The organism is Bacillus sp. GW823-FHT06A10, assembly GCF_058795375.1.
Window position 1 is genome coordinate 2,592,803 of record NZ_JBXAHT010000001.1, and the last position, 23,796, is coordinate 2,616,598.

Genomic DNA, 23,796 nt, shown 5'->3' on the forward strand with positions numbered 1-23,796 from the left:
TAAAGGATTAGCTTAACATAATGTCTCACCATTAATGATGAATAGGAATCTCATTATAGAAGCAGCAGTTTTTATACCACAACTCTACATTCAACTAACTAAAACCAATGAAAAAAAGAGCAGATAGTCTGCCCTTTTATGATGCCTCCTTATGTTCCGTGGAATGTTTAACACTCCCCAGTCTCTTTAGTTTATTCCACCCTACCGCTACTCCTCGAAGCGATGAGAATATAGATTTAATGACAACATAAGTCATAAATTGGCGATAAATAAAACGTTGTAAAATTAACCATGCCAATGGTTTTGGGTTCTCTTCCTCTAATTTAAATGCGAACAGAGAAGCGAGAAGATCCATTAAAAAGAAAACAAGATAAAATCCTAAAACTTTTAGCGGATTACTACTAAATAGTCCTATAATCATTAATATATCTGCAAAAGGAGCAATGAATTGCAGAACATATTGGAATAACCACATGTTAGGCAGTGCAATAAACCCTAACGTTTTATGTTTTGAATTACACAACGCTTTTCGATGTTTCCAAAGACATTGAAGTGTACCATATGACCAACGATATCGCTGTTTAATGAGACTTTTCACATCCTCAGGTGATTCCGTAAAAGCATGCGCTTTTTCTTCATATACAATTCTATGCCCTTGACGTAAAAATGTAATGGTAAGATCGGTATCTTCTGCTAATGTATCTTCGCTTAAATATCCAGATTCAACTACATTCTTCTTGCGCCACGCCCCAATAGCTCCTGGAACTACTGTAATACAATTTAACTCATCAAAAGCTCTACGTTCTAAATTAAACCCTGTAATATACTCAACATGTTGCCAAGTAGTTAACAAATTCCGTCTATTCCCCACTTTGACATTACCTGAAACTGCAGCTACATTCTGATCTTCAAAGTGTCTAACCATTAAAGAAATAGCGTCTTGCGCAATAATAGTATCCGCATCTAAAGTGACAATGATTTCTCCTCGCGATTGTTGAAACCCTAGGTTCATTGCCGATGATTTCCCGCCGTTTTCTTTCTGAATGAAACGAACTTTAGGGTGTTTATAAAATGTTTCTTTCATTACTTTTGACGTACCATCTGTCGATCCGTCATCCACAACAATAACTTCAAATTCTCTATAATTACTATCCAAAATTGAGTGAATCGTCTTGGCTATCACCTTTTCTTCATTATATGCCGCTATGACAACACTAACAAAAGGTTGATAAGACGAATTAATATAGCGAGATAACGTTTTTCTTTTCTGCTTCCATGCAAAATAAATTAAGAATAAAAATCGAAAAATCCCTAATCCAATAGCAATATAAAAAATAGTTGTTAATATATGCTTAAAATATCCAGCTCCTGAAAAGACAGCTTTATTGTAAAGTAAATATTGCTTCCCCTCAGAAGAAACAGGAGGCATAATTTCATCTCGTTCTTTATTCATTAAATCTGAAATTGTTACAAAACTATATCCATGCTTTTTTAGGTCTTTAATAATGATTGGGAGCGCCTCTACTGTATGTGTACGATTCCCTCCCGCATCATGGAGAAGAATAATATTTCCCTCTCCCTTATAAATGGGATTAAGAGCACGCTTTACTAATTCATTTGTTGATGGTGTTGCCCAGTCTTCGGGATCAACTTTTTCCGCTACCATTGTATAGTTCATATTTTGTGCACGTAAAATAGGCAATATTTCATTTGATGAATCCGGGTTAGCATCCGCTTCATATGGCGGTCTAAATAAAACCGTAGAATGTCCAGTTACTTCCTGAATTAAACGTTGCGTCGTATTAAGTTCTACTTTCGTTCGTAGTAAAGACGTATCAGCTATGTTAGGATGCTTGAAAGTATGATTGCCAATTTCATGCCCTTCATCGTATATTCTTTTTACAATACTAGTATTTAGTTGTGCGTTTTCACCAAGTACAAAAAAAGCAGCTTTTATTTGATTCTCTTTTAATATATCTAAAATTTCTGGCGTATATTTCGGGTCTGGTCCATCATCAAATGTTAATACTACTTGTTTCCCATTTGGTTTTCCATATCGTTGCACTTCATATGCAGATGGTAAGGATTGATATACTTCATCTGTAAGGTAACCATCTTTGCCTACTTTAAAATCTCTCAATCCATTTTTTCTTTCATTCTCAATCTGTAAAATTTCACCTTGTCCAGAATAATTTACTTCATCTAAACTATTGATTTTATGTAATACATTAGGATTTTTTTGTGCCTCAATCGGATTTTTTAAAACTTTCCATATTGTAGGGTCTTCTGCTCCTAGTCTCCATAACGCAAATCCCTTTGCATTATTGTCCATTGCGATTTTCACTTGATTATAAAGAGTTACACCGTCTAAGAACCAAGCAGTATGTTCTTTCCCTTCTGTTTTATACCTAAAATAAGGGTTTCCACTCATTTTATCCCATTGAATTTTCATATTTGAATCATGAGCCATTGCCATAACTTCTGAGAAAGTTAAAGACTTCGCAGCTTCTTTACTATTTACTTGCCAATCATATCCATAGTTACCGAAAGCAACTATAAACTTATTAGACGGAATATTCAGTTCTTTCAATGTATGTTGGAACCATTTATTTGAAGCAATTGGTCCTGGTTCCCCGGTTCCATAGTGCTCATCGTACATCATTACAATCATTCGATCTATTATTTTTGCTAACGCACTATAATCAAAAGCCTTATCATTAGCTGGAACATCTTGTGTAACGAGCAAATCATGTTCATGAAATTTCGTAGTAAGTTCTTTCATAAAATTTGTTAAGTTTTCTCTATCACTTTCAGGTACGGCCTCAAAGTCAATATTGATTCCTGAAAAATGATTCTTTTTAACTTGGCTTACTAAATCATTAATAAACTTTGTCTTTACATCATTTGAGGAATTCAGTAACTTATGAATTAGCCCACTATCAGGACCAGAAGCTTCCTCAGTATAGTTAGTAAGCAAAGGCATAATCTTCACTTGATTCTTTTCTGCCAACTTTACTATCTCAGGTTTTATCTCACTTCTAATCGTTAAATCTGCTTTTAAATGATACCACTCTGGTACTAACGTAGTTAATGAATCGATATTTTCTTTTAGAGAAGCGGTACTATTTTCATCCCAGTTTACATAAAAACCATACACTTCTTTAGGATGTTTACTATCCTTCGGCGGATTCACCAAATTTTTATTATCCTTCGTTTCGGTATTTAGGTTAAATTCTTCCTTCTTTAACTGCTGATCACTAAGTTTTTGATTAATTGGTACAAGTTTAGTATCTTGTTGTACAGCGGTATTCATATTTGGAATTTCTGGTGTTGAAAAAATACTTTGAAAGAAAAAATAAAATACAACACCTACACTAACTATTGAGATACATAGAAACCAAATAAAGGCTATGTTTCTCCTTCCTTTCGGATCATAAAAAACAGGTTTTTCTTTATCTTTCTCTTGTTGAATGTTTTTCTCCATTATATTTTTCACATACTCCTTCTTAATAGAACTATAAAATAATAAAGTGCAACTTTAATCAGCCCTCACCAATTGGGCATTTACAAGCAGCCCAACTCCCACCTAACTTCTTTGCTCCAGCCAAATTTTGAGATGGGAGTTTTACTGCCCACAATAGCGAGAGAAATCCTTTTAGCTTTGAAATGAATCTCTCACTTCCATATTCTATTGATTCTTCTTTTCATTCCCTTGCTGGTGGCCTCTATTTTCTTGTTGAGACCCCCTACCATTATTCCCTTGCTCGTTTCCACCATTTTCTTTCTGGGATCCTCTTCCATTGTTCCCTTGCTGATTCCCATTATTTCCTTTTTGAGATTCTCTATCGTTGTTCTCTTGCTGATTCCCATTATTCCCTAGTTGAGACCCTCTTCCGTTGTTCCCTTGCTCGTTCCCATTATTCCCTTGTTGTGATCCTCTTCCGTTGCTTCCTTGCCCATTTCCATTATTCCCTTGTTGTGATCCTCTTCCGTTGTTCCCTTGCCCATTTCCATTATTCCCTTGTTGTGATCCTCTTCCGTTGCTTCCTTGCCCATTTCCATTATTCCCTTGTTGTGATCCTCTTCCGGTTGTTCCCTTGCTGATTCCCATTATTTCCTTGTTGAGCTTCTCTACTTTTATTCTCCTGTTGATTCCCTCTATTTTCTTGCTGAGATCCTCTTCCATTGTTTTCTTTTATTTGCTTCGATGACTGTTCCTCTGTTTTCTTTTGTTCTTTCTGCTCTTGCTTTTCATATTTTTTTTCGTCTACAGGAGATAAATCCATTGATGCATCAGGAGATGACTCCGGCTGTGATTGCACCTCTTCTTCATTTTCCACCGGATTAGGCGGCGTGGCAGGAGGCGTAAGCGATTTGTTTTTCTCATTCTCTTGCTTTATATAGACACCTGTGCCAATTCCAGCTTTTCTAGCATTCTCTCGTACTTGCATCGTGCTACTTTGATATTCAACTGTAATATGTTTTAACTCATATTCTTTCTTCAATTCTTTCATTGCCTTTTCTAACTGTGGTTCTAGCGCCTTGTCCTTTGCAACTGCTGTTAGCATAACTTGCTTATCATTCGTTAAATACTTATCCTCTTGGCTTTGCTGTATAATAGTACGTACTACTTCTTGCAATTGTTTATTTTCCCATTGCTTCAATTCTTTTAAAATACGCCTTCCATCATCATTACAAGCCTGTAAATCTATAACACGAAAATCCTTCGTTACGCTCACCTCTAAACTTGGATTTATATCAACTGAGACGTAAGCAAATACTTTTTCTTCTGGTTGGTTGTAGAAAAACAGCACTGCAAATAGAAAACAAGCAACAAGTATTGATGCAGGTTTTAAAAAGGAAGGGATCGAAAAATGCGATGCTTTTTGTTCTTGCTCATCAAATGAGATTTCCTCCCCAATCATGCAAGAATCCCCTTTTCTTTTACACGTAATAAACTCTCCATTTGGTGTTAAAACAACTACGCTATGCTTTTTTATATCCATCACAATTCCTTTATTCATCATGCTTTTCCCCTCTTATGTAATCCAGAATATATGTATAGTTGTTTGCAAAAATAATACACATTGCAATAATGTATTTTCTATGTCGTTCCAACGTTTTACGACTTACCCTAACACGCGGTTCAATATGTTTAAGCGGTAACTTTTTCTTTCGGAACAGCTCTTCCATCATTTCCTCTTCTTTTATAATAACTTTTACAATTTCTATTAAGTGCTCACGCGTATCACGATGCTTAGGAGATTCTTTAGCAAGCTCTGAGAATGTGATTTTAAACTCAGCTAGCACACTTTGAAAATGAAGAATTTCCTCCTTACGGTTACTATTTTCCATCTCTTTCATATACTCTGTAAGCGACACTTGCATTTCTAACATTTCCTCTTGCTCATCTTCTTTTAAAAAGACAAAGTTATGTTTAGACTCCTTACGTATATAGTCAATTACATCTCTTTTTATAAGAAGATCAGCAAACGCTAAAAAGGATTTTCCTTTTGTATATGAATACTGTTCAATTGCTTCGTTAAACGCAAACAATCCAATGCTATATTCATCATCCTGTTCTGTAATATACCGGCGGCAGACAGATGAGATTGATTTTCTAATAAAAGGCTGATACTGTACGATAAATGCTTCTTTATCTTCTTCGTTGTTTTGTATGTTACATACGATATCTTCTATTTTCGGTTTTCTTAAGATCTTCATTACTAAACTCAACACTTGTAATCTCCCAGCCTCCTTCAAATAGCAAAATGGCCACTACACAAGTGACCATTTAACCAGATTTTCTTGGTACTTTTCTTCGGTCTTGTTTTCTTGCTGTTAGTTATATTTTTAGAGTCTAACGTTTTCTTAATGATTTTTCCTTTTCTCTCAGCACTACAGTTAAGTTTGTATTTTTATCTACTTTCTTATTTTCTACCGTTCGTTTTGCTTATTCTCTTTCTATTTTATCTGCAATCCTTGAATAACTCTTCTTTATATAATTGGTAATTTCATCCTTCCATTTTGGATGCCCACTTAATCTAGTAATTTTATTAATGCTTCTATATTCTTTCATAGTCATTTTTCTTCTATTTATTTTCTTCACTATACATATTCGGAGGAATACATAGTTTTATGGGGGTCAAAAAATATTTTCATAAAAAAATACATATTTATTTCAAAAATAAAAACCATCAATTTGAAAAAAGATAATCAAATTGATGGTTTTCTTATAATATCTATTAAATTAAGTTGGATTCTCATTATATCTAAAAAAGTACTAGCTATCCTCTGCCGATTTTCTCTATTTTCATCTTTCTTGGTTATCATAATATGTCTTATCTGCGTATTTTCTATCATTTCCTTTTAGATAAGCTAAAATTACTTTTGGATTTTTAAGTAAAGTCCAGTCTCCATATGTATCAAATCTTCTGCATGAAGTTATCATTCCATTTTTAATAGTACCGAATTTCTTATTATTTTTCTTTCCCCACTCTTTTAGACGTTTAGCGAAATCTGCATCTTCTGCCATAAGCATGTTTTCATTAAATCCGTTGATTGCCATAAAGTCTTTTCTATAGCACCAAAAAATCCCTACAGATATAGCTCCGTACTTAAAAAGTAAGGGGATTATGATTAACATTGCGGAGAGAAATATTCCTAAAGATATTCTTTCAAACTTACCATTCACCCCACCACCAATGTATGTACCTGAAGCTAAATATTTATCTACATTAAACAACATAGACTCTGTCATTATGGTATCAGCGTCTATAGTAACGATTATTTCTCCACTAGCTATTTTAGCCCCTGCATTTCGAATTTTAGATAAGTTTTTATCGTTATTTTTCAATGTAACACAATTATAAGATTTTGCTATTTCCTCTGTTTTATCTGTACAACGATTTAAAACAACTATAACTTCCGTTTGCTCTTTATATGCCTCTGATGCCTTTGCAATTGAATCTAAACATTTTCTAATGTACTTTTCTTCATTATGCGCAGGAATTATAATAGAAAACTTCACATCTTTTTTCAAATTAACTCCTGAAGATTCGTTTGTCTCAGTCATAATATTCCCCCCTTATTTTATAAGGTAAATATCTACTATACATAAATTATATTAATATTTATTAGGTTATATTATAGAAACTGACGGTAAAGAGGCTCTTACTGTCGACGTTCAAAAGCAAGACGTACAGCAAGCCCCGTTAAAACACTTGCCATAAGCCAACGCTGTACTCGTAGCCACGTCGGGCGTGTGCCAAACCATTTTGCAATTTTACTTGCTGTACATACAATTACAAGGTTAACTATAAAGCTAACAGTGATTTGCGTAAGCCCCAAAACTGCACCTTGAAAAAGCAACGACCCCTTCTCTGGATCTTCAAATTGAGGTAGAAGTGATACATACAAAATAGCAATCTTTGGATTCAGAAGATTCGTCATGAGTCCCATCAGAAATAATTTCCTTGGTGGCTCATTAGAAATCATACGAGGTTCCATAATAGATGTAGCACCCGGTTTAATCGAATTCCAGGCGAGCCAGAGCAAGTAAGCAGCACCTGCCCACTTTACCGCTTCATATACAGCGGGAACAGCAACGAATAGAACTGTAAGTCCAAACATAGTTGCGATTATATAGATTACAAATCCGAGCATGATGCCCAATAAAGAAATAAATCCCGCCATACGTCCTTGCGTAATGGAACGGGAAATGAGGTAAATCATATTAGGCCCAGGTGAACAAACCATGCTAAGCGAAACAATTGCAAAAGCTACCAATGTACTCAAGCTGACCATAAACCTTCCCCCTTTATGTTACATAAAATTTCCTATTGTACATTTTATCATGATTGAGGAGAGAAAAGATTAATATAAACCGATGCAGCTAAGTAATAGTATCGGATCGAATGTATTGTAATCACATACTTCTCATTCTCTTAAGTAAGGATCTAAGAGTACCCTATCCATAGAGCTACTAAAACCACTACAAATAAAGCTAAACAACATGTGATATTTCGAATCCACTTTTGTATATCACCAAAATACCTTTCTATATATAGCGTTGATAGTAAGCATAAGAAATAAAACAAAGAAAGGCAGCGAGGTATAGGTCCATTTTTATCTTCATGGCTGGAATTATACCCCTTACCAAACTTCTAAATAAAATGTATAGCTGAGTAGTTACCTTATTTCCCCAAAAAAAATTCTGATTATTTCTTTTTCACTTCTTCTACAAATTCCCATGTCTCTCCGTTATCTTTTGATTGATAAAGTGCACTACTATCGCCATTGTAGTCTCCATCTGCCCCTTGTCCAACTAACATATTAAAAACCCCATCTTTCTCATATGGCATACTAGGTGAATCAAAAGGACTTATTGTGGACTGTGTATGATCTAATTTCACTTCATGCGGCGGATATTCTACCTTTTTGAAAGATACTCCCCCATCATCTGTGCGATATAACTCTCCTTCATTACCAGAAGGCCTAATTGCTCCTAAAAACCCAAGTTTATCATTTATAAAAGTGATTCCTGATACACTACCAATCCCCCCATTAAATGGATCTGGATTGATAACCTCCCATGTTTTCCCTTCATCACTAGTCTTGCTTAATGAATAAAAGGCGCTCCCTAATGCTTTATCTGTCATATTTAGTTTATAACCAACTTCTTTCGATAGGAAAAACTGTTCTTTTTCATTCTTTAAATCTTGTTGTTTCTTCTCTTTAAGCATATCTTCTTTTGGAGGCGTCTTTGATTTACTCCAACTTGCGTCACTTATTAAATTATATCTAGCAGGGACTAGCTCTTGCTCTTTTCCAGGGACAAATATAGATACAGTATATCCAATGATATCAGAAGCTGCTTTTTTAAGACTCTGCCCCTTACCATCCTCAGTAATATTAATAATTCCCTCTGTATTGGATCCCCAATTTCTTTTTCCATAATAAATCAACCCATACTTACTTTCATTCCATTTTCTAACCGTTTGCTTAACTGGAATCGCCTTAACCGTTTCAATTAAAGGTTCTACTAATTTATCATCATTATAATCAGGCTTTGCGTATCCGTCTCGTATTATAGTAATATCTTCTGACTTCTTCTTATTATAAGAGATTAAATAAGTTTCTTCTTTCCCATCATCATTTTTCCCATAAACAAATGTATCAAACGCTATGATTGTTCCATCTGAATGAAATGTAAGATCAAAATCAGTTGCCATATACAATTTCTTTGGCAAAGGATATTTTTTATTTATATCTTCAAAAATACCTTCTACTCCAGACTTATATATATTATTATGTTTAAGTTTAACTGACCTTTCATGTTTTAACTTTTCTATAAACCATGCCAATTTACCATTGTAATTTATTGCACTTTTATAAATCTGCATCCCATAAAATGATGTAATTGCAACAATAATGATAATAGAAATGGATCTCCATGCTATTGAATTAGTTAATTTTTTAGATTCATATTCTCTATTTTTTATCATCCGTATTGTAGTAAATGTAGTTATGGATATAAAAAGTACTATACATAATAACAAAATGTAAATATTATAATTCATTCTTCCGTACTTACAGTATAAGGCCAACTCATAGCAAAAAATTCCGTATACAATTATTAGTATTGGATTTGTTACTAATGACAGAAGTATCCTTTTTGTATTTTCTCTAAATATAGAAACCACCCCTAATTACATGAATTACTGATATTAAGTATACTTTATTGTAAAGTAACAAAAAAGCTATTTAATCTTGCCGCAAAAAATACAATAGACATCTTTCTATTAAAGCCGTTTACAAATCTAGTTGTTTCATAGACAATGGATTTTTGAGTGAATACTAAAGTTGCTTCATTTATATGAATTACAAATTCAAGCATGATGCTCAATAAAAAAATAAATCCTGCCATACGCCCCTACGTAATGGAATGAGAAATAAGATAAATCAAAATAGGCTCAGGTGAACAAACCATACTAAGTGAAACAAGCGCAAAAGCTAGCAAAGTACTCAGGCTCACCATAAACCTTCCTTCTTTATGTTACATAAAATTTCCTATTGTACATTTTATCATGATTGAGGAGAGAAAAAATTAATATAAACCGATGCAGCTAAGTAATAGTATCGGATCGAATGTAGTGTAATCACATATTTCTCATTCTCTTAAGTAAGGACTAAAAATAACCTATCCATAGAGCTACTAAAACCACTACGAATAAAGCAAAGCAACATGTAATATTTCGAATCCACTTTTGTATATCATCAAAATACTTTTCTATAAATGCAGTGTAAATAGAAAGCATAAGAAGTAGCACAATGAAAGTAAAAGATCCCAATTTATCGTTAAATTTTTCATTAGTAAATGTACTTACATGAAGGAATAGAAAAACAAACGTTACTATGAATAGCTCAAATAATCTTTTTTTATTCAATCTGCCATCACCTTACAATAATTCCCTTTTATTCCATTTTATCAGAACATACTGTGTAGCAGTATATGAATATTATATTCATTTCAAAAAGGCCAACAATACAAGATCGTTAGCCTCTACTTTACATATTCGCACCTTTTATCACTTTACTTCCTAACAACCGGAATCCACATTTCACCAAATACTAGGCCATTTCTCTGTCCCATCTCAACCGTTGTATTCGGTCCACCAACATAGGCAAAATCCTTTGCTTCTGGTAAAGCTTGACCGAAGGCGATGCCAGTAAGCTTATTACTTAGCTCTTTAGCCGTTTTGTCTTCCCCTTTCACTACTAAGTATTCTCCCCTCGGAAACTGAATCACTCTAGATTCTTCTTCTATTTGTGCTTCTGTCATGACACCCGCATAATACATCATTTTGTTATTCACCGCTTCGCTCACGGAAAAAATGTATTCATTTGTAGCTAAAGCTTTTAAAGTGTCCAGCCTTCCATCTTCTTTAACAGCCGACCAAAAGTGTTCCTTTTCTTTATTTATTCCAGCAAAGTTTGTGTATTCACTCTTAATTTCAGTTCCAATACCTAACACAATAAAGCTATCTTTTTCTTCTATAGTATAATTTTTCATATTCAAAACCTGCCTCTTTTTTTATTAATCAAACGATTTATCTTTTCATCTGATACGTTTATAATATCTTTAAACCATGTCAAAAAATGATACTGTTTAGGAGACCAAAATGAAAAAAGTTGAACGGATCAATACAATTATGCGATATATTAACAACCGCTCTCACTTTACAATTTCTGAAATCATACGAGAATTTAACATATCACGATCGACAGCTATTAGAGACATTAGAGAAATTGAAGCTATGGGAATGCCACTTGTCGCTGAAGTTGGGAGAACGGGTGGATATTTTGTTATGCATAATTCTATCCTGCCCGTTGTTCGCTTTACTGATAATGAAGTGAAAGCTCTTTTTATTGCCTTTATGGCTACGAGGAATCAACAACTTCCCTACCTAAAGAGTCGTCAATCTTTAGCCGAAAAACTACTAGGACTCATCTCAGAAACCCAGCAGGATGACCTTGTTCTTTTAAATCAACTCTTGCTGTTCCAAGGAACTAATCCTCATAATCCCGATCTACTTGAGCTTTCTGATCTCCCCCATCCTATGTTAGAAAAACTCATTCAAATCCTTCTTTTGGATAACCATTTATTGATTACCATTAAAAAAGATGAAGAAATTAAGTCTTATCCAATTTATCTATTACACCTTTATCAAGAAAAAAGCCATTGGATTATTGAAGGATTTGACTTAAAAGAAGAAAAGAAGTTAATGTTTCCTATCGATGATCTCATCAATATCGAACCATACACGACGAATAAAAGACTCAATAAGAAAAAGATTTTAGAAAAACTAAGTAAGAAGGCTGAAGCAATTAACCTTGTACTTGAACTTGGTCCGACAGCAATTGCCCAGTTCAAAAAATACCATCCTTTAAAAATTTCAATATCTTATACTAATCCTTACCAATCCACAGCCATTTTAAAAACTTTTATCAATGTTAACAATCCCGATGAAGTGACGGAAATAATAAATTGGCTGCTTTTTCTAGGGAAGGATATTAAAATCAAAGAAATACCCGATGAAGTATTAGCAGATTTACAAAAACGAGTGTGCTTATACATTCCATAAGCAGTGAGCCTCAAATATTAAGCTTTATCACTGGACAATTATTCTATTTTTAAATACCATTTCATTTACTACAATGAGAGCATGATAAATAATAAAAGCACGGAAAATCTCCCGTGCTTTTCTAAATATATATTATTCCTGAAGGTTTCGTTTATCTCGTTTCTTACCCTAACTGACGTTTAAATGCTTTACTGGCGAAAAAGTAAGAGATGACCATTATACCTACGCACCAAGCGAGCGCAATCCAAATATCGTTTCCAACAGTTCCTTCATATAAAAGAGCACGAATCGCATTCACGATTGAAGTTACAGGCTGATTCTCTGCAAACGCACGAACAATTTTTGGCATCGTTTCGGTAGGCACAAAGGCCGAACTAATAAATGGAAGAAAAACTAGCGGGTACGAGTAAGCAGTCGCCCCTTCCATAGACCTCGCTTTCAATCCTGGAATGATAGCTAGCCATGTTAGCGCCAGCGTAAACATCCCAAGTATCCCAGCTACCGCGAGCCAATCTAGAATATTAGCACTGGAACGGAAACCCATTAAGAGTGCAACAAGAATAACCACCACGATAGTAAGTACATTAGCAACAAGAGAGGTTAGAACGTGAGCCCACAATATCGATGAGCGCTTAATAGGCATCGTAATGAAACGTGCCATCAGCCCACTCTTTACATCCGTAAAGAGTCGCACGGAAGTGTAAGCTACACCGGATGCGATAGCCATTAGCAAAATTCCCGGCAATAAATAATTAACGTAGTTTTCCGTTCCAGTTTTTATTGCGCCGCCAAACACGTAGACAAATAATAGCATCATCATAATCGGTGTAATCGCTACTGTAATAATTGTATCCGGACTGCGCATAATGTTACGCATTAAACGACCTAGTAATACACCTGTTTTACTTTTCATTTACATCTCCTCCTTTTTGCCAATGATCGCAAGGAATATTTCTTCCAATGTCGGTTGCTTCTCGATATACTCCACTTTTGCTGGCGGGAACATCTCTTTTAGTTCAGCAAGAGTACCTGTCGTAATAATTTTTCCGCCATGCAAAATAGCGATACGGTCTGCCAGTTGTTCTGCTTCCTCCAAGTACTGAGTCGTAAGCAAAATAGTTGTACCACTATCAGCAAGTTCCTTGACTGTATCCCACACTTCAATCCGCGCTTCAGGATCGAGTCCAGTCGTTGGTTCGTCAAGAAAAATAACTGCTGGCGCCCCAATCAAACTCATCGCGATATCAAGCCGGCGCTTCATCCCACCTGAATACTGATCTGCCCTTTGGTTTGCCGCATCAGTCAGGCTAAATCTTGCAAGTAGATTGTCAGCAACTTGAGCGGGATTGGAAACACCACGTAGCCTAGCTATCATTATCAAGTTTTCCCTCCCAGTCAGCATACCGTCTAAAGCTGCGAACTGCCCTGTCAAACTGATACTTTGACGAACATGATTTGGTTGACGCTGTACATCAAATCCGCAAATACTTACTTCACCGCCATCTTGCTTCATTAGCGTCGAAAGGATGTTGACCGTTGTCGTCTTTCCCGCTCCATTTGAGCCTAGCAGCGCGAAAATTTCTCCACGCTGCACCTCAAAATCTATCCCTTTTAAAACTTCCTTGTCTTTAAAGGATTTTTTCAAGCCTTTTACAGAAATCGCTGCATGACTCATACTTTTTTCCTCCCTATAAAAATGTTTTGCGGAGATAATTTATTTACCTCTATCTATTTAGTACCACTGATATTCTGTATCACTTAGTACCAAGCTAAAAATATAACTGAATAGCTATGGTGGCAATTCATATGTGTAACCAGCTAATCAGTCGGTATTACTTATTCCATTTATTTTTTTCTCAATTTCTTCATAATACTTTCATTCAAATCTTCACGATACTTGGAGACGTAAGTTTTAGCATTTGCCACTAGTTCGTCAGCAAAGGAAGCCACGTCATCCCCAGTAATGTCAAGCACTTGTCTTCCTTCTGCTGCACCAGCTTCAAACAAATCGATTAATTCATACTGTATGTGTAACATATCCATCCCGTTACCCGCTGAGAAATTCCACATGTAGTTTTGAATTTTCTTAAATACAAATTGGTAGTCCTCTGGCAGAGCCTCAACTCGTGCCATCATCATTTTGTACTCTTTTTTATCACCAATTAACTTTTTAAACATTTCTAACATCTTATTTTCCTCCTTTTTTATAAAACCGAACAAGAAATTCCCAAAGTATCGGCCGGAACATTTTATCTTATGAACCTATTTTGACTTCAAGACGTTAATTTTTGACGATACAAAATCCCATTTTTTCCAAAACAATTCAAGCTCTTGGCGGCCCTCTTCATTTAATGAATAAAACTTACGAGGCGGTCCCATATCTGATGGTTTCTTTTCAATATTCACAAGCTTTTTCTTCTCTAATCGTACAAGGATGGTATACACCGTACCTTCCACAACTTCGGTAAACCCAAGATCATTCAGATGGCGGGTAATCTCATAGCCATACGTTTCACGGCGACTGATGATTTCCAGTACACACCCTTCCAGTGAACCTTTTAGCATTTCAGTTAAATTTTCCATGTCCTGATCCTCCTTTACCCCCTATTCTGTCTGACTTATATTCAGTATCACAGAGTACTAAGGCGAATTTTTTTACTGAATAGCTTTTGAGTAAAACCACACTATTCAGTATCACTTATTACAACTACATTGTATGACTAAGTAGTTGTGGATGTCAACTTTATTTTCAAAAAAATTAAAAATCCGCTTTACCCTAACCGGATACAGCCTCCTTTTTTGTTGTAAGGGCCATCAAACTAGTAAAACAGAGCTGATTCAAAGTGTAATTTAAATCAGCTCTGCTTTATTGTTTTCATACCGTTATATCTTGTTTTTTCACGATACAAACTGTTTCTCCCTACCATTCCCATTGCATATAAAGCATAAAGGCAAGTGCGGTCAGAGAAAATTTCCAGAGATTATCCGTACATGATACGAGCTCCCAAAATACAATTCTATTAGAAATCTGTTCTCTGTATTCTCTTTTATTTTATTTCTGATAGTTGATTAGCAACACTATCTAAAAATTTTTCTACCTTTTCTTTTGATGTATCCGGCGCATGATAACCGATCGTAAATGTAAGCCTTCCATTATAAGAGCTTGCTCCCATTGAAAAGAATGGTGCATACATAATAGGTGATGTCATATACCCGTCCTCAGCTTGAATTTCACCAAACTGAATAGGTTCCTCAGCGATTACTCCCAAATTTGTCAGTAATGGCAACGCCATCCCCATCTGTACAGCCTGTTCATATTGCTGATTATACATTTCCTTCACTGTAGATAGCTTCATTTCTGCCAGTAACTCCATTCCTGCTGCTGAAGAAAGACCTGGATTTTGAGACTTTATTTTATCCATTGATTGTTTAACTCGAACAAGAGTCTGCTTAAATGTTTCATCGTCTTCCATTTTAATCACTGGCATTTCCATACCGGATAAGTTGCAAATAGCACCAGTTGTATTATTAGGCAGATATCGACGTAAATCAATTGTCAAGCCAATCATTTTTTCTGCAGTGCGAGGTTCTGCATACACAGTGAAATGTGATAAAGCTCGGAAGTATGCAGTCATGATTACATCATTCAAGGTAGCCTGTTGAGCTTTTGTCCATTGGGTTAAACGTAGAGTTTGCTCATGGCTCAATCGCCGTACGGACATTTGGGGAAATTTATTTTTGTTAGGTTGAGATGGAAAAGACCATAACGATGCCTGTTGTTCTTGGTTAGGACGATACGCACTTTTTATGTCCGATATTCCAGCGTATTTGAATACATGTGATTGATCTCGACAACTCTCATTTCCCTTATCAAATTCCTTTATAATTTGCTTCTTAGACCGTCCCAATGAAAGGTGAGTATATATCATTCCAAGCAATTTAATATATTCCTTGACTCCTGCACCATCTGAACATAGATGAGACAATTTCACAACTAACATATCTGTTGTAGTGCCCCGTAATAATTTCGTTTGAACCATAGGCCCCTGAATACGATCACCAGGTTCCTTAATAAAATCTATTGCCATTATTTCAAGTTCTTGATTATTTCCTTCTGCAAAAAAGCAAATAGATGAGTTAGTGTCAGATGAATGTTCCTCCCAGTAAGGAATATCATTTTCTACAAACCGGCTGTTCAAAACTGGTTGCAATTGCAACGTTATCCTTACTGATTCTTCAAGTATTTCCTTGGATATACCTACAGGAAAATAAAGAACTGCATTAATTTGTTGATCTGCAGAATAAAGACCTAATACATAATTCATTCGATCTTGTGGTGTTACTGAATACTTTCTTTTCTCCATAATTCCGTCCCCCTTTAGGACTTTTTGTATAACCCTATTTTCCATATGCTTATAATTTTTCTAGTCATTTTTCTTCAAGAGCTAATAACGCTTATTTTTCGAATTTTTAACGAAATCATCTTCTCCGTATTGGTTTCATTCTTTTTGCAGGTGATATATTCATTATTTTATTGTTATCAACACTGCCTAACCTCACAACAAAACCAAACAAGAATAAATTAAGTTTATATATACGTAAACATTTTATTATAACGTCTATAAATTATCAATATAGCAAATAAATCGTTTTTATGTCTGTCAATAAAAAATAATATATTCAAGGGCCACTTCATCATAAAAGATTGATGTGCATGTAAATGTACCCCTATCACTTTCAAAATAAGAATGAGAATTTTTTCAACAAAATAAGCTGCAGTTATTGATTTTACAGTAAGAAAAGCCCCTCCATTTTGAAGATGCGCAATCAAAATGAGTAGGGCTATTTCCAATTTAAATTTTATAAAAGAATGATTATCATAAATAATATTTTACTTTTTAGTCTACCTTATTATTTTCAATCCATTTTCCTAATAAATGAATGGATTTTATTCATATAATTTGAGGTGGTATCGTTGGTTTTTAAAAATAGAAAGCTTATTTTCAAATCAAATGAAAAAGAGGTAAAATTATAGATATTCATGTAGAAATTTCGTTTTGGGGATACTTAAAATCTTAAGGTGATGGGCATGTGGTGTTACACTTTAAAAGCTTTATAAAATTTATAGATATAGCGATTTTCTTTATTAATAATCATTTGTATGTACGTTTACTCACACACATACAAATGATTTATAAAGCTACAATTAAGTGAAAACATCTTTTCCGTTACGATAACATCATAGCCATGTCTTCTGCTGCATTTGTAATTAGTTTTAAACCAAATGTTTCTTGTAATACATCAAGCACGCCAGGTGAAATAAATTCAGGAGCCTTTGGACCGATGCGAATATCTTGAATCCCAAGACTAAATAGCCCGAGTAAAATGGCAACCGCTTTTTGTTCAAACCATGATAGCACAATACTTACTGGCAATTCATTCACTTCACATTGGAAAGCATCAGCTAAAGCAGCCGCTATTTTCACTGTAGAAATTGAATTATTGCACTGTCCTAAATCAATGTAACGCGGAATTTCCGTACCAGGTACAACACCGTAATCCACATCATTAAAGCGGAATTTTCCGCAAGAAGTTGTTAAAATAACCGTTTCTGGCGGAAGTGACGTTGCTAATTCACGATAATATTCTCCGCCTTTTCCCGGTGCATCACAACCGGCGATAACAAAGAAACGCTTTATTTTCCCCTCTTTTACTGCATCAATAATTTCTGGAGCTAATGATAATACTGTATTATGATGAAACCCTGTCACTAACTGTTCATCCGACTCCATATGTACTTCTGGAAGTTCTAGTGCTTTTTGAATTAATGGTGTAAAATCATCATTTTCAATTTTTTGTACACCTTCTAAACCTGCAATGTCATATGAAAAGAATCGATCAGAGTACGAGCCTTTAATTGGCATAACACAGTTCGTTGTAGCTAATATGGCACCAGTAAATTTTTCAAAAAGGCGTCTTTGATCATACCATGCCTTACCGATGTTTCCTTTTAAATGTTTATATTTTTTCAGCTGCGGGTATCCGTGTGCTGGTAGCATTTCAGAATGCGTATAAATATTAATGTCTTTTCCTTCTGTTTGCTTTAATAGTTCTTCTAGTGCAAATAAATTATGACCCGTAACTACAATTGCTTTACCTTCTACACGATTTTGTGTAATTTGTACAGGCTCTGGCACACCAAAATGATTCGTATGTGCCTCATCTAATAATTCCATCACCCGTAAAGCTGATTTCCCCACTTTCATAGCCATATCAATATGCTCTTGTTCGTTAAAGTTAGAATTTGTTAATGTCATATATAAAGCTTCTTGTGTTGTAGCATCTACAAATGCATCCGTATATCCTAGCTGAGCAGCATGTGTGCGATAAGCTGCAATTCCTTTTAGCCCAAACACAATCGTATCTTGTAAACTCGCAATCGTTTCATTCTTGCCGCACACACCCATTACTTTACATCCGCCTGCTGGCGTTTGTTCACATTGATAACAAAACATATCATCCCACCCTCTCCCAATCATTCATTACACCTTAAGCATAATACCCATTGAAAAAAAGTGATGTGATATCAATCACAATAATATATAAAGATTTGTGACAGTTCATATTGTTGACATAATATTTTTATTGACACTAAAAAATATGCATTAGTGTACACACATCTTTCGATACTTTTAAATAGCTAATTAATTTGGAGAAATATATACAACGAAAAAAATTTTTGAATCAAATGTACAAATAGTTGCAATTCATCACATATGAAATAGATATAAAAATACGCTCTTCTTTCTATCATTCAATAGAAAGAAGAGCGCATTTGTCATTTTAAGGAACTATCATTTTTTATTAAAGTCTTTATTGTAAACCTTTTTATTTACAATGCATTTACATTATCTTAACATTACTTACATTATTTATATGATATATTTATATAGAAGCTACTTAAGAAATTTCATATACATTTTATCTTTATGATCTCTTATCTAATCAATAAAAAGATCATGTTATATTTTTATAACAGGGGTGAATTACGATGACTGAAACTTTAAAAACACTTATAATGCTTGATGCTACTTATGTTGTTATAGCAATTATGACAGTACTAGTATTTGTATACTTGGAATTAAAATCTCAGTAATATATGCTGACGTAATCAACAGATTCAGCATTTAAATATAGTTAGAAGAAAGAGAGGAGAAAATTATTTCTCCTCTCTTTTGTATTTCTACAATTTCTTATTTTAATAAATCCAATGTATGTAAAAGTAATCCTTTGTTCCCTACTTCTCCATGACCAGGCACTACTGCATTTATATTTCTATATCGCTTCAGCACATTCTCAATCGATGTAGACCATTCATTTACATAAGCATCCGCAACGTTTCCTAAATCTTTCGCGGACGTAGATTTCACTAAACAGCCTCCAACTAAAATATTGTATTGCGGTAACCATACGACAATATTATCTTCTGTATGCCCTTTCCCTGGATAAAATGTTTCTACTTTCATATTTCCAAACTTCAAATTTGTAACGGTTTGTAAATCTCCAAGCGGTTCTTCATATCCATTTTTCTTTGCTAGTTCTGCAGTTAATGCTGTACTATGCGCTTTAATGCCTCTTTCTTTCAACGTTTTTATTCCGCCAATTCGATCAACGTGCGCATGTGTAATAATGACATCCGTTACGCGCTTCTGAAATTTCTTTTCTACCATTTCTATTAGTTCCTTCGTTAATTTGTCATCCCAAGAAGAATCAACAAGCACTAGTCCTTTAGCAGTATTAAGAACTAGCCCGTTCGAAGGAACTGCTTCTCCATTAAAAGAACCTAACTCCGTATGAACCCATACATTCTTGTTTAACTGAGATATTGAAATGGTTCCCGTCTCATTTTTTATTACTGTTTTCTCTACCTTTTGTGATGCTTGTACAGAAGAAATTGTGCTAACAAATTGAATTGTTCCTAGTAAACCTACACATAATCCTACTTTTAACAACGTATTCTTTTTCATGTCATCAACCCTTTCTTTCAAGCTAAATAGTTATTACCTATATTAGACAATTCATCTCAAATGTTTGTTCCATATAATTGGACACTTTATTATCGCCGCTTATGTAAATACACGCATGGTGCAGTGAAAAAGATCACCCAAATGGATGATCTTTTTTATAATTTATCAACATATTGCTTCGCTTCTAGTAAGGAAAAACCAAAAGCTTCTCTTACTCTCTTAACTGCTGTAACTTTTTTTCCTTCTTCTACAAGCTGGCGTAGTTCTTTATTAATTTCAGGTTCTCTTTCTACAATTCCCATTTCTTTCGTAATTAATTGTAATCTATCTTCAATTCTCTTTAAACGCGCATCATTTTTCTTTTCAATTGTAGCTAATTTTTCAGCGATATAAATGAAACCAAAGGCTAATATTAGTATAACCATCCAGAATTCCATGAATGTTCCCCCTTACTAACTTTCATTTGTTTTATTTCACTAACTTAGGTAAATTTTACCACATAAAGCATTTAATGTATAATACTACTATATCAAACTGTTAATAAAACCTATTATTTTAGGGGGACACTTTATGAAAAGATTTTTAAATACGTTACTTCAATTTGTAGTTCTTTCAATCGTGCTACATTTATTATTTGATATAGTTGGTTGGCTTGTTCTCAATGCAACAATTAAAAACAAACAAATCATCATTTCTTTAATAACAATCTCATGGGTTATGTACATGTACCGAGACAAATTTTTTCAAAAGTTCACTTCAAACTAACTAAAAAAGAAAACACTTCATTGGTGAATTACGAAGTGTTTTCTTTTTTTTACTACTGTATAATAAAAATAATATTCTGTCTTTAAAGAAAGGAGTCACCATGAACTTAAAAATTAGCAATATATACGAGAAAATGAACCAATATTCCGTTGCAGGTTTAAGCCTCGCTGTTATATGTAATGGCAAACTAGATGAAGCGACTGCCTTTGGAACACTTGAAGCTGGAACAACTAGAGCTATTACTACAAATTCTCTCTTTAATTCTTGTTCTATCAGCAAATTCATCACTACAATGCTCGTACTAACATTATCAGAGCAAGGTATCGTATATTTAGATGAAAACGTAAATGATAAACTCACATCTTGGAACATTCCTACTAATCTATTTACTTCACAAAAAAGCATCACTTTGAGAAACTTATTAAGCCATCAATCTGGACTCATTGATCCACCTAATAGTTTTGAACATTATACACCTGCAAAAGGATTACCTAATATGTCTGAGCTCCTTTCCGGTAAAACACTATATTGCCCCGTACCTATAGAGGTAACTTATAAACCAGAAAGTGAATTTCACTACTCAGACGCAAACTTTTGTATAATCGAACTACTACTAGAAGATATTACAGGAAGATTATTTAGTCAGTTATTAGAAGAACACATCTTCCAGCCATTACAAATGAAAAATAGTACACTTTTTTCTCCAAAAGACATAGATAAAACCGATGTTTTTGCTTGCGGACATAATAAAGATAGAACTGTAACAAATGAGAAGTATCCATTTTATCCATTCGCAGCTGCTTCAGGTATTTGGACAACACCAACTGACTTATCAGCTTTAGTTATTGAAATCATTCATTCCTTACAAGGAAAGGGCAAACTAAAACTTTCTCAAAAATTAGTAATAGACATGATTTCTCCTCAAGGTTGCTCAAAATGGACTGGATTAGGTGTTTTTCTAGATGATTCTAATGAAGAATTACAGATTTATTCACTCGGATGGGGCGTTGGATTTCAATGTATGATGGTTTGTTATCCATACTGCGGGAATGGTGCTGTTATTATGACTAATTCCGATTTAGGTGTTCATCAAATGGAAGGGATCATTGGTAAGGTTGTAAAAACGTTATCCTTATAATGAAAATAAAGAAGCTGTTCCTTCCAGCTTCTTTATCTATATAACATTTTTCGCAACAATTTTTATATGTTCTGGTGCGATAATCTCCGTTATACTTTCTTGGAAATCTTCCCGCAACATTTCTTCCAAATGTTCTAACTGCACTTCAACATGAGTGCATTCTAAATTATGTATATTTAACAGTGCATAATGATCTTTTTTCTTAATTACTAAATATTGATTTTCCTCTGTCACAAGTACAGAACCTAATCGGACTCCTAGTAAGCGTTGATCATCAAACTTCATAATTACTTCTCCTTCCCTCATATAAACAAAATTACAATGAAAATAATTACATTTATGGAAAAACACGCTTATTTAGACTATATCATAATTTACTAAAATAGAAATATCTTTTTCTGTTTTAATAAAAATCCCTATTTTTTCATATATTTCGATACAAAAAACTTTCTCAACATTAAATTTGAATTTTCAGTTTTTAATTCTATGAAAATCTATTATAATAAAGTTAATAAATGTTTGACCTCTCCTAATTCATGTACATATGGATGATCAGTAGTTATTGCTACTGATCTATTTTTTTGATTTCAGAAAGTACATACTCTGCATCCTTTCCTACACCACAAATAAGTGCGGAACCCCTTTGAGATTGCCATGGTAAACCGATATAATACAATCCTTTTACTGGACTGATTCCCTTTATATGATTAGGAAATCCTTTCTCATTCACTGCCTGTTCAATTTCAATCCAATTATAATTTTGAACAAAACCAGTTGACCATATAATGCTTTCTGCACTATAAGTATCACCATTCTGAAACATAATGTTATTTCCTGATGCACTTACTACTTTTTCTTGCAGTTTGATTGCTCCATTACGAATAAGTTTCTTACCTTCAAAACCGAAAATAGGGTCCTTTCTCTTCTGAAACCATCTTCCCCTCTTTGTATTTATTTCAGCGTACAATAAACCCACTTTTTCTAGCAGATTAAAAATACTTTTTCCAAAAAGTTGTAACGGTAAAAACGTTAAAGGATGACTAATAGACACCGTAACTTCATGAGTCTTTGCCAGTTCTACTGCAATTTGCATTCCTGAATTCCCACCACCTACTACTAGTACTTTTCCCTTAGGAATTTGTGATGGTGATTTATATTGTGATGAATGTATTTGAAAAATATGTGATGATAGATTTGCTGAAACTGAGGGAATAAACGGTTGCTGAAAACCACCTGATGCGATAATAACTTTTTTCGTTTGTAAAATTTCTGTAGGAGTGTGTAATTCAAATATTTCTTTTTCTTTCTTTATCTTTAAAACTTCCGTTTGTAATTGTACCGGTAATTGAAAATGTCTTGCATATTCTTCTAAATAAGTTGCAATTTCATCTTTATATGGAAATTCATTTTTTTCACCTATTAACGCCATACCCGGCAAGCTACTGTAAGACCTTGGGGTAAAAAGCTGCAAAGAATCATATCGATTTCTCCATGAATCACCAACTCGTTTTCCTGCCTCAAGTAATAAAAAATTATACCCTTCTTGCTTCAAGTAATATCCCATTGTTAATCCAGCTTGACCCGCCCCAATAATAATTAGATCTTTCATTCTAATCCCTCCTCTTCTTAAACATATGAATACTTGTTCATATATTCATACGTTTCCATAATCATAACATTTTCTTTTTATATGATTCAATATCTACTCAAAATAAAAAAG

Annotated in this window: 20 protein-coding genes and 4 pseudogenes; 4 read left to right on the forward strand and 20 right to left on the reverse strand. The window is 34.2% G+C overall.

Going from position 1 to position 23,796, the window contains the following annotated elements; genetic code table 11:
* Positions 1 to 136: 136 nt before the first annotated feature.
* From AC1Q8M_RS13235 to AC1Q8M_RS13280, 10 genes and pseudogenes are all read right to left on the reverse strand, one after another.
* Positions 137 to 3,484, reverse strand: coding sequence for a trifunctional glycoside hydrolase family 18/polysaccharide deacetylase/glycosyltransferase family 2 protein (locus AC1Q8M_RS13235; protein ID WP_098366157.1), 3,348 nt, complete (start codon positions 3,482 to 3,484; stop codon positions 137 to 139).
* Positions 3,485 to 3,688: 204 nt separating this feature from the next.
* A pseudogene (locus tag AC1Q8M_RS13240) lies at positions 3,689 to 5,027 on the reverse strand (anti-sigma factor domain-containing protein).
* On the reverse strand, positions 5,017 to 5,739 hold the full coding sequence (gene sigI / locus AC1Q8M_RS13245; protein ID WP_002094101.1) for an RNA polymerase sigma factor SigI: 723 nt from the start codon (positions 5,737 to 5,739) through the stop codon (positions 5,017 to 5,019). Before sigI ends, AC1Q8M_RS13240 begins: the two are co-directional and overlap by 11 nt.
* Positions 5,740 to 6,313: 574 nt before the next feature.
* Positions 6,314 to 7,075, reverse strand: a complete 762-nt coding sequence (locus tag AC1Q8M_RS13250; protein WP_000141007.1) for a glycosyltransferase family 2 protein — start codon at positions 7,073 to 7,075, stop codon at positions 6,314 to 6,316.
* Between the two features lie 98 nt (positions 7,076 to 7,173).
* Complete coding sequence (locus tag AC1Q8M_RS13255) at positions 7,174 to 7,806, reverse strand: LysE family translocator (RefSeq protein ID WP_023522590.1); 633 nt, start codon at positions 7,804 to 7,806, stop codon at positions 7,174 to 7,176.
* 152 nt (positions 7,807 to 7,958) lie between these two features.
* Positions 7,959 to 8,112 (reverse strand): annotated as a pseudogene (locus AC1Q8M_RS13260) (DUF3963 domain-containing protein); the annotation flags it as partial.
* A gap of 107 nt (positions 8,113 to 8,219) precedes the next feature.
* Positions 8,220 to 9,704, reverse strand: coding sequence for a WD40/YVTN/BNR-like repeat-containing protein (locus AC1Q8M_RS13265; RefSeq protein WP_080126354.1), 1,485 nt, complete (start codon positions 9,702 to 9,704; stop codon positions 8,220 to 8,222).
* Between the two features lie 169 nt (positions 9,705 to 9,873).
* Positions 9,874 to 10,039 (reverse strand): annotated as a pseudogene (locus AC1Q8M_RS13270) (LysE family translocator); the annotation flags it as partial.
* Between the two features lie 151 nt (positions 10,040 to 10,190).
* Positions 10,191 to 10,448 carry a DUF3963 domain-containing protein gene (locus AC1Q8M_RS13275; RefSeq protein WP_001036208.1) on the reverse strand — a complete coding sequence of 86 codons (258 nt, stop codon included), beginning with the start codon at positions 10,446 to 10,448 and terminating at the stop codon, positions 10,191 to 10,193.
* Between the two features lie 146 nt (positions 10,449 to 10,594).
* Entirely contained in the window at positions 10,595 to 11,074 is a 480-nt protein-coding gene (locus AC1Q8M_RS13280; RefSeq protein ID WP_000801053.1) for a GyrI-like domain-containing protein, read from the reverse strand.
* Between the two features lie 109 nt (positions 11,075 to 11,183).
* On the opposite strand from AC1Q8M_RS13280, the gene AC1Q8M_RS13285 reads away from it, so the two are divergent.
* A complete protein-coding gene (locus AC1Q8M_RS13285) occupies positions 11,184 to 12,146 on the forward strand; it encodes a helix-turn-helix transcriptional regulator (protein WP_098855403.1) in 963 nt (320 codons plus the stop codon).
* A gap of 163 nt (positions 12,147 to 12,309) precedes the next feature.
* Here the strand turns inward: AC1Q8M_RS13285 and AC1Q8M_RS13290 are convergent, their stop codons facing one another.
* The 7 genes from AC1Q8M_RS13290 to bla2 form a co-directional block, all read right to left on the reverse strand.
* Positions 12,310 to 13,059 carry an ABC transporter permease gene (locus AC1Q8M_RS13290; RefSeq protein ID WP_000837816.1) on the reverse strand — a complete coding sequence of 250 codons (750 nt, stop codon included), beginning with the start codon at positions 13,057 to 13,059 and terminating at the stop codon, positions 12,310 to 12,312.
* Complete coding sequence (locus tag AC1Q8M_RS13295) at positions 13,060 to 13,821, reverse strand: ABC transporter ATP-binding protein (protein WP_000017470.1); 762 nt, start codon at positions 13,819 to 13,821, stop codon at positions 13,060 to 13,062. It abuts the gene before it with no gap.
* A gap of 170 nt (positions 13,822 to 13,991) precedes the next feature.
* Positions 13,992 to 14,333, reverse strand: a complete 342-nt coding sequence (locus AC1Q8M_RS13300) for a DUF1048 domain-containing protein (protein ID WP_000891986.1) — start codon at positions 14,331 to 14,333, stop codon at positions 13,992 to 13,994.
* Positions 14,334 to 14,408: 75 nt separating this feature from the next.
* Positions 14,409 to 14,729, reverse strand: a complete 321-nt coding sequence (locus tag AC1Q8M_RS13305) for a PadR family transcriptional regulator (RefSeq protein WP_000429488.1) — start codon at positions 14,727 to 14,729, stop codon at positions 14,409 to 14,411.
* A 464-nt stretch (positions 14,730 to 15,193) separates the two neighbouring features.
* A complete protein-coding gene (locus tag AC1Q8M_RS13310) occupies positions 15,194 to 16,510 on the reverse strand; it encodes a condensation domain-containing protein (protein ID WP_000415483.1) in 1,317 nt (438 codons plus the stop codon).
* A gap of 864 nt (positions 16,511 to 17,374) precedes the next feature.
* The gene (gene hcp / locus AC1Q8M_RS13315; protein WP_016512509.1) at positions 17,375 to 18,661 is read right to left on the reverse strand and encodes a hydroxylamine reductase; all 1,287 of its coding nucleotides are present in this window, start codon (positions 18,659 to 18,661) and stop codon (positions 17,375 to 17,377) included.
* A gap of 738 nt (positions 18,662 to 19,399) precedes the next feature.
* Positions 19,400 to 20,173, reverse strand: coding sequence for a BcII family subclass B1 metallo-beta-lactamase (bla2, locus tag AC1Q8M_RS13320; protein ID WP_025117966.1), 774 nt, complete (start codon positions 20,171 to 20,173; stop codon positions 19,400 to 19,402).
* Between the two features lie 46 nt (positions 20,174 to 20,219).
* On the opposite strand from bla2, the pseudogene AC1Q8M_RS13325 reads away from it, so the two are divergent.
* Positions 20,220 to 20,300 (forward strand): annotated as a pseudogene (locus AC1Q8M_RS13325) (DUF3784 domain-containing protein); the annotation flags it as partial.
* A 28-nt stretch (positions 20,301 to 20,328) separates the two neighbouring features.
* Here the strand turns inward: AC1Q8M_RS13325 and AC1Q8M_RS13330 are convergent.
* On the reverse strand, positions 20,329 to 20,610 hold the full coding sequence (locus AC1Q8M_RS13330; protein ID WP_006929472.1) for a hypothetical protein: 282 nt from the start codon (positions 20,608 to 20,610) through the stop codon (positions 20,329 to 20,331).
* A 133-nt stretch (positions 20,611 to 20,743) separates the two neighbouring features.
* Between AC1Q8M_RS13330 and AC1Q8M_RS13335 the strand changes: the two genes are divergently transcribed.
* Both AC1Q8M_RS13335 and AC1Q8M_RS13340 read left to right on the forward strand, forming a co-directional pair.
* A complete protein-coding gene (locus AC1Q8M_RS13335; protein ID WP_025117965.1) occupies positions 20,744 to 20,938 on the forward strand; it encodes a hypothetical protein in 195 nt (64 codons plus the stop codon).
* 100 nt (positions 20,939 to 21,038) lie between these two features.
* Positions 21,039 to 22,076 carry a serine hydrolase domain-containing protein gene (locus AC1Q8M_RS13340; RefSeq protein WP_098366134.1) on the forward strand — a complete coding sequence of 346 codons (1,038 nt, stop codon included), beginning with the start codon at positions 21,039 to 21,041 and terminating at the stop codon, positions 22,074 to 22,076.
* Positions 22,077 to 22,112: 36 nt separating this feature from the next.
* Here AC1Q8M_RS13340 and AC1Q8M_RS13345 read toward each other — a convergent pair whose 3' ends face one another.
* Complete coding sequence (locus AC1Q8M_RS13345) at positions 22,113 to 22,361, reverse strand: hypothetical protein (RefSeq protein WP_000666948.1); 249 nt, start codon at positions 22,359 to 22,361, stop codon at positions 22,113 to 22,115.
* 280 nt (positions 22,362 to 22,641) lie between these two features.
* Positions 22,642 to 23,685, reverse strand: coding sequence for a flavin-containing monooxygenase (locus tag AC1Q8M_RS13350; RefSeq protein ID WP_025117963.1), 1,044 nt, complete (start codon positions 23,683 to 23,685; stop codon positions 22,642 to 22,644).
* Positions 23,686 to 23,796: the final 111 nt, after the last annotated feature.